The sequence below is a fragment of the Stutzerimonas stutzeri genome, assembly GCF_051028275.1.
GTDB classification, from domain to species: Bacteria; Pseudomonadota; Gammaproteobacteria; order Pseudomonadales; family Pseudomonadaceae; genus Stutzerimonas; species Stutzerimonas stutzeri_AS.
On the sequence record NZ_CP069269.1, the window covers coordinates 3,163,255 to 3,179,235 of the forward strand.

General features: G+C 59.8%; 14 protein-coding genes. 5 read left to right on the forward strand and 9 right to left on the reverse strand.

What is annotated here, in order from left to right:
* Positions 1–47: 47 nt before the first annotated feature.
* A complete protein-coding gene (putA, locus tag JQR87_RS14640; RefSeq protein ID WP_407295857.1) occupies positions 48–3,209 on the reverse strand; it encodes a bifunctional proline dehydrogenase/L-glutamate gamma-semialdehyde dehydrogenase PutA in 3,162 nt (1,053 codons plus the stop codon).
* Between the two features lie 263 nt (positions 3,210–3,472).
* The gene (locus JQR87_RS14645) at positions 3,473–4,228 is read right to left on the reverse strand and encodes a helix-turn-helix transcriptional regulator (RefSeq protein ID WP_407295855.1); all 756 of its coding nucleotides are present in this window, start codon (positions 4,226–4,228) and stop codon (positions 3,473–3,475) included.
* 141 nt (positions 4,229–4,369) lie between these two features.
* On the opposite strand from JQR87_RS14645, the gene lon reads away from it, so the two are divergent.
* The 5 genes from lon (at position 4,370) to JQR87_RS14670 (ending at position 9,329) form a co-directional block, all read left to right on the forward strand.
* Positions 4,370–6,751 carry an endopeptidase La gene (gene lon, locus JQR87_RS14650; RefSeq protein WP_407295853.1) on the forward strand — a complete coding sequence of 794 codons (2,382 nt, stop codon included), beginning with the start codon at positions 4,370–4,372 and terminating at the stop codon, positions 6,749–6,751.
* 142 nt (positions 6,752–6,893) lie between these two features.
* Positions 6,894–7,286 carry a protease inhibitor I42 family protein gene (locus JQR87_RS14655; RefSeq protein ID WP_407295851.1) on the forward strand — a complete coding sequence of 131 codons (393 nt, stop codon included), beginning with the start codon at positions 6,894–6,896 and terminating at the stop codon, positions 7,284–7,286.
* A 94-nt stretch (positions 7,287–7,380) separates the two neighbouring features.
* Positions 7,381–8,124, forward strand: coding sequence for a carboxy-S-adenosyl-L-methionine synthase CmoA (gene cmoA / locus JQR87_RS14660; protein ID WP_407295849.1), 744 nt, complete (start codon positions 7,381–7,383; stop codon positions 8,122–8,124).
* On the forward strand, positions 8,121–9,083 hold the full coding sequence (cmoB, locus tag JQR87_RS14665) for a tRNA 5-methoxyuridine(34)/uridine 5-oxyacetic acid(34) synthase CmoB (RefSeq protein WP_407295847.1): 963 nt from the start codon (positions 8,121–8,123) through the stop codon (positions 9,081–9,083). Before cmoA ends, cmoB begins: the two co-directional genes overlap by 4 nt.
* A 45-nt stretch (positions 9,084–9,128) precedes the next feature.
* Positions 9,129–9,329 (forward strand): DUF2905 domain-containing protein, encoded by a 201-nt coding sequence (locus JQR87_RS14670; protein WP_407295845.1) that lies wholly within the window; start codon positions 9,129–9,131, stop codon positions 9,327–9,329.
* 40 nt (positions 9,330–9,369) lie between these two features.
* Here JQR87_RS14670 and pdxJ read toward each other — a convergent pair whose 3' ends face one another.
* From pdxJ to lepA, 7 genes are all read right to left on the reverse strand, one after another.
* Positions 9,370–10,116 (reverse strand): pyridoxine 5'-phosphate synthase, encoded by a 747-nt coding sequence (gene pdxJ / locus JQR87_RS14675; protein ID WP_407295843.1) that lies wholly within the window; start codon positions 10,114–10,116, stop codon positions 9,370–9,372.
* Positions 10,109–10,801 carry a DNA repair protein RecO gene (gene recO, locus JQR87_RS14680; protein ID WP_407295840.1) on the reverse strand — a complete coding sequence of 231 codons (693 nt, stop codon included), beginning with the start codon at positions 10,799–10,801 and terminating at the stop codon, positions 10,109–10,111. Before recO ends, pdxJ begins: the two co-directional genes overlap by 8 nt.
* A gap of 92 nt (positions 10,802–10,893) precedes the next feature.
* Positions 10,894–11,805, reverse strand: coding sequence for a GTPase Era (gene era, locus JQR87_RS14685; RefSeq protein ID WP_407295839.1), 912 nt, complete (start codon positions 11,803–11,805; stop codon positions 10,894–10,896).
* Complete coding sequence (gene rnc, locus JQR87_RS14690; protein ID WP_407295837.1) at positions 11,798–12,487, reverse strand: ribonuclease III; 690 nt, start codon at positions 12,485–12,487, stop codon at positions 11,798–11,800. The genes era and rnc overlap by 8 nt, the downstream gene beginning before the upstream one ends.
* Positions 12,484–12,861 carry a DUF4845 domain-containing protein gene (locus JQR87_RS14695; protein ID WP_407295834.1) on the reverse strand — a complete coding sequence of 126 codons (378 nt, stop codon included), beginning with the start codon at positions 12,859–12,861 and terminating at the stop codon, positions 12,484–12,486. Before JQR87_RS14695 ends, rnc begins: the two co-directional genes overlap by 4 nt.
* A gap of 89 nt (positions 12,862–12,950) precedes the next feature.
* The gene (gene lepB / locus JQR87_RS14700) at positions 12,951–13,805 is read right to left on the reverse strand and encodes a signal peptidase I (RefSeq protein WP_407295832.1); all 855 of its coding nucleotides are present in this window, start codon (positions 13,803–13,805) and stop codon (positions 12,951–12,953) included.
* Between the two features lies 1 nt (position 13,806).
* A complete protein-coding gene (gene lepA / locus JQR87_RS14705) occupies positions 13,807–15,606 on the reverse strand; it encodes a translation elongation factor 4 (RefSeq protein ID WP_407295829.1) in 1,800 nt (599 codons plus the stop codon).
* Positions 15,607–15,981: the final 375 nt, after the last annotated feature.

A 15,981-nucleotide genomic window follows, 5' to 3' on the forward strand; every position in this document is an offset into this window, starting at 1 on the left:
GACGGTCTCTGAACCGAGCCGCCAGCCGTTTGCTGCCGAGTCGGCGATCAGTCGTCACCCAGCGACAGCAAGGACGCGTTACCACCGACAGCCGTGGTGTTGGTCGAGGTGGTGCGCTCGTTGACGAAGCGCAGCAGGTAGCTGGGGCCACCGGCCTTCGGGCCGGTACCGGACAGGCCGCAGCCGCCGAACGGCTGCACGCCTACTACAGCGCCCACCTGGTTGCGGTTGACGTAAAGGTTGCCAACCCGCGCCAGCGCTTCGATACGCTCGGCAGTTTCCTCGTTGCGGCTGTGTACGCCGAGGGTCAGGCCATAGCCGGTGGCATTGATGTCTGCAACGACCTTTTCCAGGTCCGCCGCGTCGAAACGCACGACGTGCAGCACAGGGCCGAACTGCTCCTTCTTCAGCTCATGGATACCGCCGATCTCGAACGCCACCGGCGCGACGAAATGGCCGTTAAGGCTGCCCGGCAAGTTGGCCTCGGCGATCAGCTTGCCTTCAGCTTTGAGCTGCTGGATGTGGGCCAGCAGGCCGTCACGGGCTTCGGCGTCGATCACCGGGCCCAGATCGTTTTCACGCAGGTGGGTCGGACCGACTCTGAGCTCCGCCATGGCACCCTTGATCAGCTCAATCACACGATCGGCAATGTCGCGCTGCACGTAGAGCACGCGCAGAGCCGAGCAGCGCTGGCCTGCGCTGGTGAACGCCGAGCCGATTGCATCCTTGACCACCTGTTCAGGCAGTGCAGTGGAGTCAACGATCATGGCGTTCTGGCCACCCGTCTCGGCGATCAGGGTGGCGATAGCGCCCTCCTTCTCGGCCAGCTGGCGGTTGATGATGCGCGCGGTATCGGTCGAGCCGGTAAAGCACACGCCCACCACACGCGGATCGCGGCAGAACACGCCGCCAAGGGTGGCGCCGTCGCCTGGCAGGAAAGCAATCGCCTCCTTTGGCAGGCCGGCTTCGAACATCAGCTCCAATGCACGGGCGGCGATCAGACTGGTTTGCTCGGCCGGCTTGGCCAGCACCGTGTTGCCGGCGACCAGCGCCGCAGTAATCTGACCGAGGTAGATCGCCAGGGGGAAGTTCCAGGGGCTAATGCAAACAAACACACCGCGGCCTTCATGAAACAGCTCATTACGTTCGCCGGTCGGGCCTTTGAGCTTTTCACGGCCAAGCTTCAAGCGAGCCTGGAGCGCGTAGTAACGGCAGAAATCCACCGCTTCGCGAACTTCGTCGATGCCGTCCTGCAGCGTCTTGCCGGCTTCCAGGGTGCACATGGCCATCAGCTCGGCGCGGTTGGCTTCCAGCAGGTCGCCGAGGCGTTCAAGGATTTGCGCGCGCTGCTCGATGAGCGTCGCGTTCCAGCGCGGCCAGAACGCAGCCAGACCATCGATGGCCTGCTTGGCCTGCTCGGCACTGGCGAACTGGGCGGTGCCAACTTCCTGGCTAAGCTGGTACGGGCAATAAACCTTGTGCGGCGCCCCGGTGAGCTTCTGTCCATCGATCACCGGAGCGGCTTGCCACTGGCGGTCGAGGAAAGTCTGGTAGGCGCTGGACAATTCGTTCCACTGGGTCTGGATGTTCATGTTGATGCCTTGCGAGTTGGTCCGGTTGCCGTACAGCGCCGGCGGAAGCGGGATGCGATGGTTGCCGAGGGTCTTGAATTGGCGCAGCTGGGTTACCGGGTGGTCGATCAGGGTCTCGACCGGCACGCGCAGGTCGACCAGCTGGTGGACGAAGGACGAGTTGGCGCCGTTTTCCAGCAGGCGCCGTACCAGGTAGGGCAGAAGGTCCTTGTGGGCACCGACCGGTGCGTAGATGCGCACGTTCTTGCGGTACTTCTCGATCACCGTGTCGTACAGCGCATCGCCCATGCCGTGCAGGCGCTGGAACTCGAATTCACGTGGCACCTTCAGCTCGCCGACCATCGACAGGATGCAGCTGACGGTGTGAGCGTTGTGGCTGGCAAACTGCGGGTAAATCACGCCACGGGTATGCTCGGACAGCAGGTAACGCGCGCAGGCGAGATAGGACGTATCGGTACCTTCCTTGCGGGTGTAGACCGGGTAACCGTCGAGCCCCTGAACCTGGCATTGCTTGATCTCGCTGTCCCAATAGGCGCCCTTGACCAGACGCAGCGGAATCCGCGCATTCAATTCCTTGCCCAGCAACGTCAGCCAGACCAGCACCGGCAGGCAGCGCCTGGAGTAGGCCTGGATGACGAGACCGAACTCGCCCCAGCCCGTAATGGCCGGGTCGCGCATCAGCTTCTCGTAGAGTTCCAGCGATAGCTCGAGGCGATCGGCCTCTTCGGCGTCGATGGTGATGCCGACATCGAGCTTGCGCGCCAGGACAGCCAGCTCGCGAACGCTCTCGAACAGCTCAGTGAGCACCCGCTCACGCTGGGCCACTTCATAACGCGGATGCAGCGCGGACAGCTTGATGGATACGGACGGACGCGGGCCTGGCCCGACCTGCGGCTCGGCGCCTACGGTTTCCACGGCTTGGCGGTAGTCGGCCATGTACTTGCGCGCATCCTCGTCGGTCAGCGCCGCTTCGCCGAGCATGTCGAAGGAATAGGTGTAACCCTTTTCGCGCTCGGGACGGCCGTTCTTCAAGGCCTCGGAGATGGTGCGGCCAAGCACGAACTGCTTGCCCATCAGCTTCATCGCCTGGTTCATCGCCGCACGGATGACCGGCTCGCCGGAGCGCTTGATCAGCCGGCCGATGACATTCTTGGGGCGCCCGTCGGCATTTTCCGGATCCACCACCTTGCCGGTCATCACCAGGCCCCAGGCGGCGAAGTTGACCAGCACGTTGTCGCTCTGGCCCAGATGGCGTTCCCACTCTGCGGCGTTGAGCTTGTCACGGATCAGTGCGTCGGCAGTGGCTGAATCCGGCACGCGCAGCAGCGCTTCGGCCAGACACATCAGCATCAGACCCTCATGGGTATCGAGGCTGTACTGACGCAGCAACGCATCAAGGGTATCGACGGCGTTATCACGGCCGCGCACGGCTTCGATGAGGCTTCGGGCTTCGCGGCGAATGGCTTCAATGCCCGCCTCGCCAGGATCGGCCAGTTGCAACAGCTCGTTCAGGTAGGCTGCCTCATCAACGCTGTAATTGGCGCTGACGGCGGGGAAGAATTCGGCGGCTTTCAGGTTGGCGAAATCGCCCTGCAAGACTTGACCGGCTTTGAACATCGCGCCGCTCCTCTCGTGGAGTGTTGTTGTGTTGAATCAGGCCCAGCGGATCCCAACACCAATGATGGCGCTGCGGTGGCCGCCAAACGGGTAGTGGAATCTACGGCGGGAACATTTCGCGGTGTTGCAGATAGCTACTGAACTTTTATAAAAACCTACGGGTTTACGCGACCGTAAAGAAACGGTCATAGAAGTTCACTACAGCGGTGCGAAAAGTCAGCTTAGAAAAACGGAAAGCGCACCGAGTCGGTGCGTTTCGATGCTCAACCGTCGCCGCGTCGCAGGTTTTTGGGTGTGAGCCCCAGGTAGCGGCGTGTTGCGGTGGTCAATGCACTCTGGCTGGAAAAACCGCACTCCTCGGCAATCCGGACCAAAGGCAGCGGGCTCTCACGTAACAGCCGCGCAGCACGGTCGAGGCGGCTCCTGAGCAGATACTGATGGGGCGTCAGCCCTACGCTGTCCTTGAACTGCGCGTGGAAATGGCTGGGGCTCAAACAGACGACCTGCGCCAACTCGGCCACGGTAATCCGGCGCGCCAGGTTGCTTTGGATGTGAGCATCCAGCCGGGCGATATCCAGTGGGCCAGTGGGTGGCCGTGTGCCTTCCCCGAACACCCTGAGGTGCAACGCGCGCAGCAGCACGCCACCCAGTGCACGAGCCAGCATCGGATCACTGCCATAGCGGGCCAGCTCGGCACCGGCATAGTTTAAAAGGTTGTGAAAGTCGGCATCGAGCGCGGGATAACGCGGGGTTTCGAACAATTGCGCCAGTAGACAAGGATCGTCGGCGCTCAGGTCCTTTTCGTCCAGGTCGATGATGAGCATGCGGTTCTCGCCCTTGCCGGCAAACTCATGCTCGGCGTAGCCCGGTACAAGGCACGCACGCATGCGGCACACCTCTCCCCCCGCCCCGTCGACTTCAAACTCGGCACTGCCCGACAGCGACATGACCAACTGGTGGTAGTCGTGAGCGTGTTCGTGAGCCTGATCATCGAGGCGAAGCAGACGTGCATTGAGCATGATGGTGTACCTGACCTGTTACCGCACTCTACCGGAGGCAACGGCTATTTTACAGCCGGCACCAGAGGTCACGCGCTGCTTTGGATTGAAATCATTTGCCGGATACCCATCTAAAGAGCACGTACTCGCCACAGGTGCCGCATGAACGACGACATCCATCAAGAACACGATCAAGACCAATCATCCACTGGACTGGTGTTACCGGACCAGGACCTGCCCGACAAGCTCTACATCGTGCCGATCCACAACCGGCCGTTCTTCCCCGCCCAGGTGCTACCGGTCATCGTCAATGAAGAGCCCTGGGCCGAAACGCTGGAACTGGTGTCCAAGACGCCCCATCAGCGCCTGGCCCTGTTCTACATGGACGCGCCTGCCCAGGACGCCGCCAGCTTCGACCCGGACAGCCTGCCCGAGCACGGCACCATGGTCCGCGTGCATCACGCCTCGAAGGAAGGCGGCAAGCTGCAGTTCGTCGCTCAGGGCCTTGCACGCGTGCGGATAAGGGGCTGGCTGCGCCGTAAACCGCCTTATCTGGTGGAGGTTGACTACCCGCAAAGCGACGAGGACCCGCGCGACGAGGTGAAGGCCTACGGCATGGCCCTGATCAATGCGATCAAAGAGCTCCTGCCGCTCAACCCGCTGTATAGCGAGGAATTGAAGAACTACCTCAACCGCTTCAGCCCCAACGCACCGTCGCCGCTGACTGATTTCGCCGCTGCACTGACCACTGCGCCAGGGTTGGAGCTGCAGGAAGTGCTCGATACCGTGCCGGTGCTCAAGCGCATGGAAAAGGTCCTGCCGCTGCTGCGCAAGGAGGTCGAGGTCGCCAAACTGCAGAAGGAGCTGACCGGCGAAGTGAACCGCAAGATCGGCGAACGACAGCGCGAGTTCTTCCTCAAGGAACAGCTGAAGATCATCCAGCAGGAGCTAGGCATCACCAAGGATGACCGCAGCGCCGACGCCGACGAGTTCCGTTCGCGCCTGGAAGGAAAAGTCGTGCCGCCTGGCGCACAAAAACGCATCGACGATGAACTGCAGAAGCTATCGGTGCTGGAAACCGGTTCGCCAGAATACGCAGTCACCCGCAATTATCTCGACTGGGCCTCCTCCATGCCCTGGGGCCTGTACAGCGAGGACAAGCTGGACCTCGAGCATGCACGCAAGGTGCTCAATGCCCACCACGCGGGGCTCGACGACATCAAGACCCGGATCATCGAGTTCCTGGCTGTCGGTGCCTTCCGAGGCGAGATCGCCGGCTCCATCGTATTGCTCGTGGGCCCGCCCGGTGTGGGCAAGACCAGTATCGGCAAGTCCATCGCAGAGTCCCTCGGTCGCCCTTTCTACCGTTTCAGCGTCGGCGGCATGCGTGATGAAGCGGAGATCAAGGGCCACCGGCGCACCTATATTGGCGCCTTGCCGGGCAAGCTGGTGCAGGCGCTGAAAGAAGTCCAGGTGATGAACCCGGTCATCATGCTCGACGAGGTCGACAAGCTCGGTAGCAGCCACCAGGGCGACCCGGCCTCAGCGTTGCTGGAGACACTCGATCCCGAGCAGAACGTCGGCTTTCTCGATCACTATCTCGACCTGCGCGTGGATCTGTCCAAGGTCCTGTTCGTCTGCACGGCCAACAGCCTGTATTCGATCCCGGGCCCGTTGCTGGACCGCATGGAAATCATCCGGTTGTCCGGCTACATCACTGAAGAAAAGCTCGCGATCGCCAAACGTCACCTCTGGCCGCGGCAGCTGGAGCGTGCAGGGGTGCCGAAGAACCGCCTGTCCGTCAGCGATAGCGCGTTGCGTAACCTGATCGAAGGCTATGCGCGCGAGGCCGGGGTTCGGCAGCTCGACAAACAGCTTGGCAAGCTGGTGCGCAAAGCGGTCGTCAAGTTGCTGGACGAACCCGAGAGCAAGATCAAGATCAGCCCGAAGGACATCGAGAGCTACCTCGGCATGGCCTATTGGCATCCGGAACAGTTACTTACTGGCGTCGGCGTCGTCACCGGCCTCGCCTGGAACAGCATGGGTGGCGCGACACTGCCCATCGAGGCGACTCGCATCCATACGTTGAACCGGGGCTTCAAGCTCACCGGCAAGCTCGGTGATGTGATGAAGGAATCAGCCGAAATCGCCTTCAGTTACGTGAACTCGCACCTGAAGGAATTCAAAGGCGATCCAAAGTTTTTCGATCAGGCTTTCGTACACATGCACGTGCCCGAAGGCGCTACGCCGAAGGACGGCCCCAGCGCTGGCATCAGCATGGCCAGCGCGCTGCTTTCACTGGCGCGCAACCAGGCGCCGAAGAAAGGCGTCGCCATGACGGGCGAGCTGACCCTGACCGGGCTGGTGCTGCCCATCGGCGGGCTGCGGGAAAAGGTCATCGCCGCCCGACGTCTCAAACTCTATGAACTGATCATTCCCGAACTGAACCGTGGCGATTTCGAAGAGCTGCCGGACTACCTCAAAGAAGGCCTGACGATGCACTTTGCCAAGCGCTTCAGCGACGTGGTCAAGGTCTTGTTCTGACCTACAGAGGGGCCGTGAAACATTAATCACGGCCCCGCTCCCGCCACCCTCTCCTGGCTGAATGGCTTTACGGGCACGAGTTCGCGCTTTATGGTTCCACGACGCCCGAGCGTTTTCCTTCCCTTGCTGAGTCGGTCGCCCCATGCTTCTAGCCCGTCTACTGATCCCATCCGTCCCCGTGCTCCTGCTTGCTGGCTGCGCCAGCGCTCCGCCGAGCAGCGTTGCATTGAACGATGATGCGGCCTGCCCGCTGAGCCTGCAGTCCGGCCAGATGCTGATAGTGAGCCTGCCGAGCAACCCCACCACGGGCTATCGCTGGACGCTGCGCGAGATTTCGAACGAACAACTGAAAAGCCTCGGGCCGGAAGTGTTCAGCTCCCCCAAGACCGATCTCATCGGCGGTGATGGTTTGTCGACCTGGCGCTTCGAGGCAGCCGAGGCCGGCAATGGGCGCCTCTACCTCACCTATCAACGCCCCTGGGAAACCGACGCCGAGCCAGCCGGACTGTTCGACTGCCGCATCGAAGTCCAATAGCCAACAACGCGCACCGACCGTCCACTTCGCCACGGCGATTGGCACGGCTTTCGGCTACAATGCCGCCCCTGTTTTTTCAGCCCCAGACACCGCCGTGAGCCACGAACCTGATCGCTTGTTTGCCCAGCCCCTCGCCCAGCCCCAGGACTTCGTTTTCAACGAAGACGTGGTACGGGTGTTCCCTGACATGATCAAGCGCTCGGTGCCGGGCTACCCCACCATCGTCGAGAACATCGGTGTGCTGGCTGCACAGTTCGCTCAGCCCAATAGCTGCCTGTATGACCTCGGTTGTTCGCTGGGTGCGGTGACACAGGCGCTGCGTCGACACGTCAAGACTGATAACTGCCAAGTGATCGCCGTCGATAACTCCGCAGCGATGGTTGAGCGCTGCCGCGAGTATCTGCATGGGCAGGACTCGATGTTTCAGGAGCTACTCCCGGTCGAGGTCATCGAAGCTGACGTGCTTGCGCTCAAGTTACAACCTGCTTCGTTGGTCGCGCTCAATTTCACTCTGCAGTTCATCCCTCCGGAACAGCGGCCCGCGCTGCTCGGCGCCATTCGCAATGCACTGATGCCAGGCGGCGCGTTGATCCTTTCGGAAAAGCTGCGCTTCGAGGACGAGCAGGAACACGACCTGCTCACCGACCTGCATATCGCGTTCAAGCGCGCCAACGGCTACAGCGAACTGGAAATCGCGCAGAAACGCAGCGCCATCGAGAACGTGATGAAGCCCGACAGCCTGGAAACCCACCGTCAGCGCTTGCTGGATGCAGGCTTCTCCAAGGTAGTGCCCTGGTTCCAGTGCCTGAATTTCGCTTCCCTGATAGCCCTGCCATGAACCTTGACCTGACTCCCCTCGCCTGGCGCCTGGCCGGCACTCCGCTGGCTGCCTGGGCCAACGGTCTGCAAACGCAACTCGATGCCAAACTCGCCATCGGCCACGGCGACCTGCCGCGCTGGCGACGTGCCGTGGATGCATTGCCGGAGATTCAGCCCACGCGCGTCGAACTGCGTGACGCGTTCCGGCTGGAAGCCGATTGCGACGAAGCCACACGGGCCGTTACTCACGATGCGCTGTTCGGCCTGTCGCCCTGGCGCAAGGGGCCTTTCGACGTATTCGGCGTGCATGTCGACACTGAGTGGCGGTCGGACTGGAAATGGGATCGTGTGTCACCGCACCTGGATCTGACCGGAAAGCGCATCCTCGATGTCGGTTGCGGTAACGGCTACTACATGTGGCGCATGCTCGGGGCGGGCGCCGGCTCGGTTGTCGGAATAGATCCCAACTGGCTGTTCTTCTGCCAATTCCACGCCATGAAGCGTTATCTCGACGCCCTGCCGGTCTGGCATTTGCCTATGGCATTGGAGGAGCTTCCCGCCAAGCTCGAAGGTTTCGAAACCGTGTTTTCCATGGGCGTGCTCTACCATCGACGCTCGCCTATCGACCATCTGATGGATCTGAAGGATTGCCTGATCAAGGGCGGTGAGCTGGTCCTCGAAACGCTGGTGGTTGAAGGTGACAAGCACACGGCCCTGGTTCCTGAAGACCGCTATGCGCAGATGCGCAATGTCTGGTTCCTGCCATCGGTAGCGGCCCTGGAATGCTGGCTGCGCCGCGCAGGCTTTGTCGATGTGCGCTGCGTGGACGTCAGCGTCACCAGCGTCGAGGAGCAGCGCAGCACGGACTGGATGCGCTATCAGTCACTACCCGAGTTCCTTGATCCGCAGGATCACAGCAAGACCATCGAGGGGTTGCCCGCACCGATGCGCGCCGTGCTTATCGCACGCAAACCCTAGCGCGTGCGCTGCCGGGGCTACGGCTATTGGAGGGTTTATGGCGAAATGGCTGATTGGCGCAGGGCTGCGATGGTTGCGCTAGGCCTCGTCTTGCACTTTACACCGGGATTACTGAGCTGGTTCGGCAAGCTCCCCGGCGATATCCGCATCGAGTCCGGACGCAGCCAAACATTCATCCCTGTCACCTCAATGGTCATCGTCAGCGTGGTGGTTACCATCCTGCTGAACCTGTTCTTCCGCCGTTAGAGCCCAGAGCGGCCCGACACGCCAGCCGGGCCGCTTAACGTTAACCGCGGGCCGACGCGGAAAGAATCAGGTGCTTCATTTCCTTGACTGCCTGCTTGAACCCAACGAACAGCGCATGGGCAACTATCGCGTGGCCGATGTTCAGTTCGTTGACCCCACGAATCGCGGCAATCGCTTCGGCATTGTGGTAGTGCAGACCGTGGCCAGCATTGACGATCAAGCCATGGCTCAAGCCGGACTCGACGCCTTCGCGAATTCGGGCAAGCTCGAGGGTGCGCTCCGCCAAGCCATGGGCATCGGCGTAGCGGCCGGTGTGCAGTTCGATCGCCGGCGCCCCCACACGAGCGGCCGCTTCGATCTGACGCGGATCGGCATCAATGAACAGCGACACCTCAGCGCCGCAGGCAGCCAGCCGGCTGACCGCTTCGCGTATGCGAGCTTCCTGTCCGGCCACATCCAGACCACCTTCGGTGGTCAGTTCCTGGCGCGTTTCCGGGACGAGGCACACATGCTCCGGGCGTAGCTGCTCGGCAAACGACAGCATTGCCTCGGTCACGCCCATTTCGAAGTTCATCCGGGTCTGCAGCACATCCTTCATGATCAGCACGTCGCGCTCTTGAATGTGCCGACGATCTTCACGTAGGTGAACCGTAATACCATCAGCCCCCGCCTCTTCTGCATCCAGCGCGGCCTTAACCGGATCTGGATAGCGAGTGCCTCGTGCCTGCCGCAAAGTCGCGACATGATCGACATTGACGCCGAGAAGAATTCGATTGGCTTCAGTCACGCGGGACCTCCTTGATATTCATGAACAGTTCACGGCTAACCAGCGGTCGGCCACCCAGATGCGGCGCCAACGCCTGACGCATGAGTCTCTTTGCGGCGGCAAGCGCCCCCGGCACATTCCAATCGGCCTCAGCCATTGCCAGGAGTTCCGCCCCATTGAACAGGCCAGGCTGAAATTGACCGACCTGCTCCAGGCCGGTTTCAGGCAATAGCCGGTAGAGCCCGGCACTCACGACAGGCTGCCCGGCAATGTCGGTTTCCAGGGAAAAGCCGTATCCAAGCTCGGACAGCAGGCGCCACTCGAATGAGCGAAGAATTGGCTCAAGCGGACGCTTCGCTGCTAGCGCCGTCAGGGTCGCTGCGTAGTGATCGAACATGGCAGGGTGGGCGTCTTCAGCGGGCAACAACCGAATCAGCAACTCGTTCAGGTACATGCCGCTGAACAATGCGTTGCCATCGAGCCAGTACGCCAGGCCAGCGCTCTCCAGCCGGCCCACGTTTTTCAGATCTCCGCGGCCGCGAAACTCGACCTCGAGGGGCACGAACGGACGCGCCAAGGTGCCGGCCTTGCCGCGCGCGCCACGCAACACTGCGCGCAACCGCCCTTCTGGAGTAAAAAAATCCACCAATGCACTGCTTTCACGATAGGGCCGGCTATGCAGCACGAAGGCGGTCTGAGCAGTCATTGGATAGAGGTCGCGTACAGAGACGGAACGGGGTGGGTTGCCCGAGCGCTATAGCCTGCAGCAGTCGGGCCGGGTTGCGGGCTTAGTCAGCGTCAGCTGTAGCCGAGCGAGTGAAGTGCGCGCTCGTCGTCGGACCAGCCGCTCTTCACCTTTACCCAGAGGTTGAGCATGACTTTGGAGTCGAACAGCACTTCCATGTCCTTGCGTGCCTCCTGGCCGATACGCTTGATGCGCTCGCCCTTGTCTCCAATGATGATCTTCTTCTGGCCGTCGCGCTCGACGAGAATCAGCGCATGGATATGCAGCACGTGGCCTTGCTGCTTGAAATCTTCGATCTCGACGGTGATTTGATACGGCACCTCAGCGCCTAGCTGACGCATGATCTTTTCGCGTACCAGCTCCGCGGCCAGGAAACGGCTGCTGCGGTCCGTGATCTGGTCCTCGGGAAAGAAATGCTCGCCTTCGGGCAAGTGCGAGGCCACCAACTTCTCGAACACGTCCAGATTCTGTCCGTGCTGAGCGGAAATCGGCACGATCTCCGCTTTCGGTAGCTGCTGAGCCAGCCATTCGAAATGTGGCAGCAATTCGCTTTTTTCGTCGACGCGATCAGTCTTGTTCACCGCAACGATAACCGGCCCTTCGACGTACTGGACGCGTTCAAGAACCAGCTGATCTTCATCCGTCCAGCGGGTACGATCAACTACAAAGACAACTACGTCGACATCCTTCAACGCTGAAGAAGCGGTACGGTTCATGTACCGATTCAGCGCCGTTTCGCCATTCTTGTGCAGACCGGGTGTATCGACATACACCGCTTGAACGGCGCCCTCGGTCTTGATCCCGAGCATATTGTGTCGAGTGGTCTGCGGCTTGCGAGAGGTGATTGCGAGCTTCTGCCCCAGAACGTGGTTGAGAAGGGTCGACTTGCCTACGTTGGGCCTTCCCACGATGGCCACATAGCCGCAACGGGTAAGGTCTTCGCCTTCAATCTGTTCGTCATTCATTACCGTTCTCCACGCCCAGCGCAATCAATGCCGAGGCAGCGGCAACCTGTTCGGCGATCCGCCGGCTAGCACCCTGCCCTTGAGTTTTCTCATTGAGCAACGATACCTGGCACTCGACGAAAAAGGTGCGGCAATGCGGCTCACCTTGGATCGCAACCACTTCGTACTTCGGCAGTTCGCACGCTCGCGACTGCAGAAACTCCTGCAACCGCGTCTTCGGATCTTTGTTGGTATCAACGAGCGTCAGCCCTTCCAGCTCGTTGGCAAGCCAGGCAAGTACGCGATCACGCGCCGCCTCTATGCCCGCGTCCAGATAGATCGCGCCGATCAAGGCCTCCAGCGTATCAGCAAGGATTGATTCGCGGCGGAAACCACCGCTTTTCAATTCGCCGGAACCAAGCCGCAGGTAATCACCAAGCTCAAACCCGCGGGCAAGAACGGCCAGCGTTTCACCTTTCACCAGACGCGCCCGGAGGCGAGAGAGTTGCCCCTCCTTGGCCTGAGGAAAGTGGTTGAACAGCGCCTCGCCAGCGATGAAGTTGAGAATCGCGTCGCCAAGAAACTCCAGACGCTCATTATTGCGTCCGGCATAGCTGCGATGTGTCAGAGCCAGGAGCATGAGCTCCTGGTCTTTGAATTGATATCCGAGCCTGCGCTCGAGACGGGCTAACGAAGTGCTCACGGCATCCTTAGGCGATATTCTTTATCGAAGTTCGCCACCAGATCGAGATTGCGGATCAGGGGCTCGCGTTTTTCGTAGTCCAAGTGGACCTTGAACTCATTATTTTCAATCACGACTTTCATCGCCTCTTCGAGGTTCAGGTCGCGGATACCATTGACGTCCATGCCTTTACGCACGTGGCTGTAGAAATCGCGCACGGTGCGAATGTCTAGCGCCTTGTCACTTTCAACCCCGGAGATGATCTTGTCCATCGACATATAGTCGAAGTAGTGCGGCAGCATCCTGAATGCGGTACTGGCAAAAAAAGCCACCAGCGCTAGCGCCATGATCCAGCTAAGCATGGACAGCCCTTTTTGCGAACGAGCGAAACTCATGTCGACCTCTGTGTCGTACGTTACCCGCGGATCGGGGCTGTGCAAATATAACGGGCCGGCTCGCAGGAACCGGGCCCTGATTCACAGACTCAGTGAATCAATCCTACGCGCGAAAAGTGCGGAAGGCTGCTGAGCTTCGGATCGGGCCAGCTCATCCATACCGCGAATGCCTTGCCGACGATGTTGCGGTCCGGGACCATGCCGGCCAGTTCCGCAGGAATTGCGGCATCGTGCCAGTAACGGCTGTCGTTTGAGTTGTCACGGTTGTCGCCCATCATGAAGTAATGGCCTTCCGGAACCCGCCACTCCCGGCTGGGCTCGATCCGATAACGTGCCATTTCCTTACGAATAAGATGCTCCACTTCGCCAAGCTTCTCCTGGTAAAGCTTGGCACTGCCCAGACTTCCCGGTTCCTCACCAATGAGGATTTCGGGTACCAACTCGCCATTGATAGTCAGCCGCTTATCGCTGCTGTAGCGAATCACGTCGCCGGGCAGACCTATGACACGCTTGATGTAGTTGATGTTGGGATCGCTGGGGTATCTGAATACCATCACATCCCCACGTTTCGGATCACTGACATCAATGATCTTCGTGTCGACGACAGGTAACCGAATGCCGTAGGCGAACTTGTTGACCAGAATGAAATCCCCCACCTCGAGCGTGGGAATCATCGAACCGGATGGAATCTGAAAGGGCTCGACCAGAAACGAGCGCAGCACCAGTACGATTGCAAGAACAGGAAAGAAGGATTTCCCGTACTCGATCAAGATTGGCTCTTTGCTCAAGGCGTCCAGCGTCGATTGATCAGGCTCCCCAGCCTGGCCTTCATAGTTGGCTATGGCAGCCCGGCGACGAGGCGCGAATACCAGCAGGTCGAGCAGAGCCAAGAATCCACATACCGCAACGGCAATGACCAGCAACAGCGGGAAATTGATCGACATGTCAGCTATCTACCTTGAGCACGGCGAGGAAGGCTTCTTGCGGAATCTCAACGTTGCCGACCTGTTTCATCCGTTTTTTACCGGCCTTTTGTTTCTCGAGAAGCTTGCGTTTTCGGCTCACGTCACCGCCATAGCATTTCGCGAGAACGTTCTTGCGCAGCGCCTTGACCGTACTGCGGGCGACGATCTGGCCTCCCAATGCGGCCTGGATGGCAACGTCGAACATCTGCCGAGGAATCAGATCCTTCATCTTCTCGACGAGAATGCGCCCTTTGTAGTGCGCATTGTCGCGATGCACAATCAGCGCCAACGCATCGACCTTGTCACCGTTGATCAGAATATCGAGCCGAGTCAGATTGGCCGACTGGAAACACTCGAAGCTGTAATCCAGCGAGGCGTAACCCCGGCTGACCGACTTGAGACGATCGAAGAAGTCGAGCACCACTTCGCTCATCGGTAGGTCATAGCGAACTTGAACCTGCGTTCCGAGAAACTGCAGATCGCGCTGGACGCCACGCTTCTCGACACACAGCGTGATGACACTGCCCAGATGCTCCTGAGGGACAAGAATGTTCGCGCGCACGATGGGCTCGCGCATGTCCTCGATCGAGGAAAGATCTGGCAGTTTGGATGGGCTATCTACATAGATGGTGTCGCCGTTCTTCAACAACAGCTCATAGACCACGGTCGGGGCCGTAGTGATCAGATCCAGGTCGTACTCGCGCTCGAGTCGCTCCTGGATGATCTCCATATGCAGCATACCGAGGAAGCCGATACGGAAGCCGAAGCCTAGCGCGTCCGAGCTCTCGGGCTCGTACTGCAGCGCCGCATCGTTGAGGGTCAGCTTCTGCAGCGCCTCACGAAAATCTTCGAAATCGTCCGAGCTAACGGGAAACAGTCCCGCATAGACCTGCGGCTTGACCCGTTTGAAACCAGGCAGCATTTCAACGTCAGGCGTATTGGAAAGCGTCAGGGTGTCACCAACCGGAGCACCATGGATGTCCTTGATGCCAGCGATGATGAAGCCCACCTCACCCGCTTTGAGGTCAGCCGTAGTGGTGTGTTTCGGGTTGAACACGCCGACGCTGTCAACCTGGTGCACTTTACCCGTGGACTTCACCAGTACCTTGTCGCCCTTCTTGATGCGGCCATGACGGACGCGGACCAGCGAGACAACACCTAGATAGTTGTCGAACCAGGAGTCGATGATCAACGCCTGCAGGGGTGCATCAATTTCACCCGTCGGCGGCGGAATGACCGCGACCAGTCGCTCTAGCACATCGTCTACGCCCATGCCGCTCTTGGCGCTACATGCCACTGCATCAGTCGCATCGATACCGATAATGTGCTCGATTTCGCCCTTGACCTTATCCGGATCAGCCTGCGGTAAATCCATCTTGTTCAGCACGGGCATTACTTCCAGGCCCTGCTCGATGGCGGTATAGCAGTTGGCTACCGACTGCGCCTCGACCCCCTGCCCCGCATCGACCACCAGCAGTGCGCCCTCACAGGCAGCCAAGGAGCGACTTACCTCATAGGTAAAGTCCACGTGCCCTGGCGTATCGATGAAGTTCAGCTGGTAAGTGATGCCGTCCTTCGCCTTGTAGTAAAGCGTGACGCTGTGCGCCTTGATCGTGATACCTCGCTCGCGTTCGAGGTCCATCGAATCAAGTACCTGGGCGTTCATTTCACGCTCGGTCAAGCCGCCACACATCTGAATGAAACGGTCAGCCAGCGTCGACTTCCCATGATCGATGTGCGCAATGATAGAAAAGTTGCGGATATGACTCAGGTCGCTCACAGCTCAACACTCTAATACGTCGCGGGCTGATTGCCCGCCGAAAATAGCCGCAAAGTGTACCTGATAGGTCTATCCAGTGCCACGCTGGACCCTGGAACCTAATTTCCTGGTGCCAAGAAGCCGACGAGCAGAGAATGAAAGCGATACACGGTACTGAACAATGATCTTGGTATGGGGTTGCCTACCGAAGTTTTACCTTCCAGGCGATCTTGATCGAGGTGATAAGACACAACCGCTTCGGAACAGCTCGAAAATCGAAACGGCTGAGCTCGGGGAGCTGCTGCCAGTTCGAAGCGACGAGGCAGCATTTGAACCGATTGCTCCGCATCGGCAACAGCGCTGGATTGAGCAAAAATAAGCAGGACCAAACGCAAA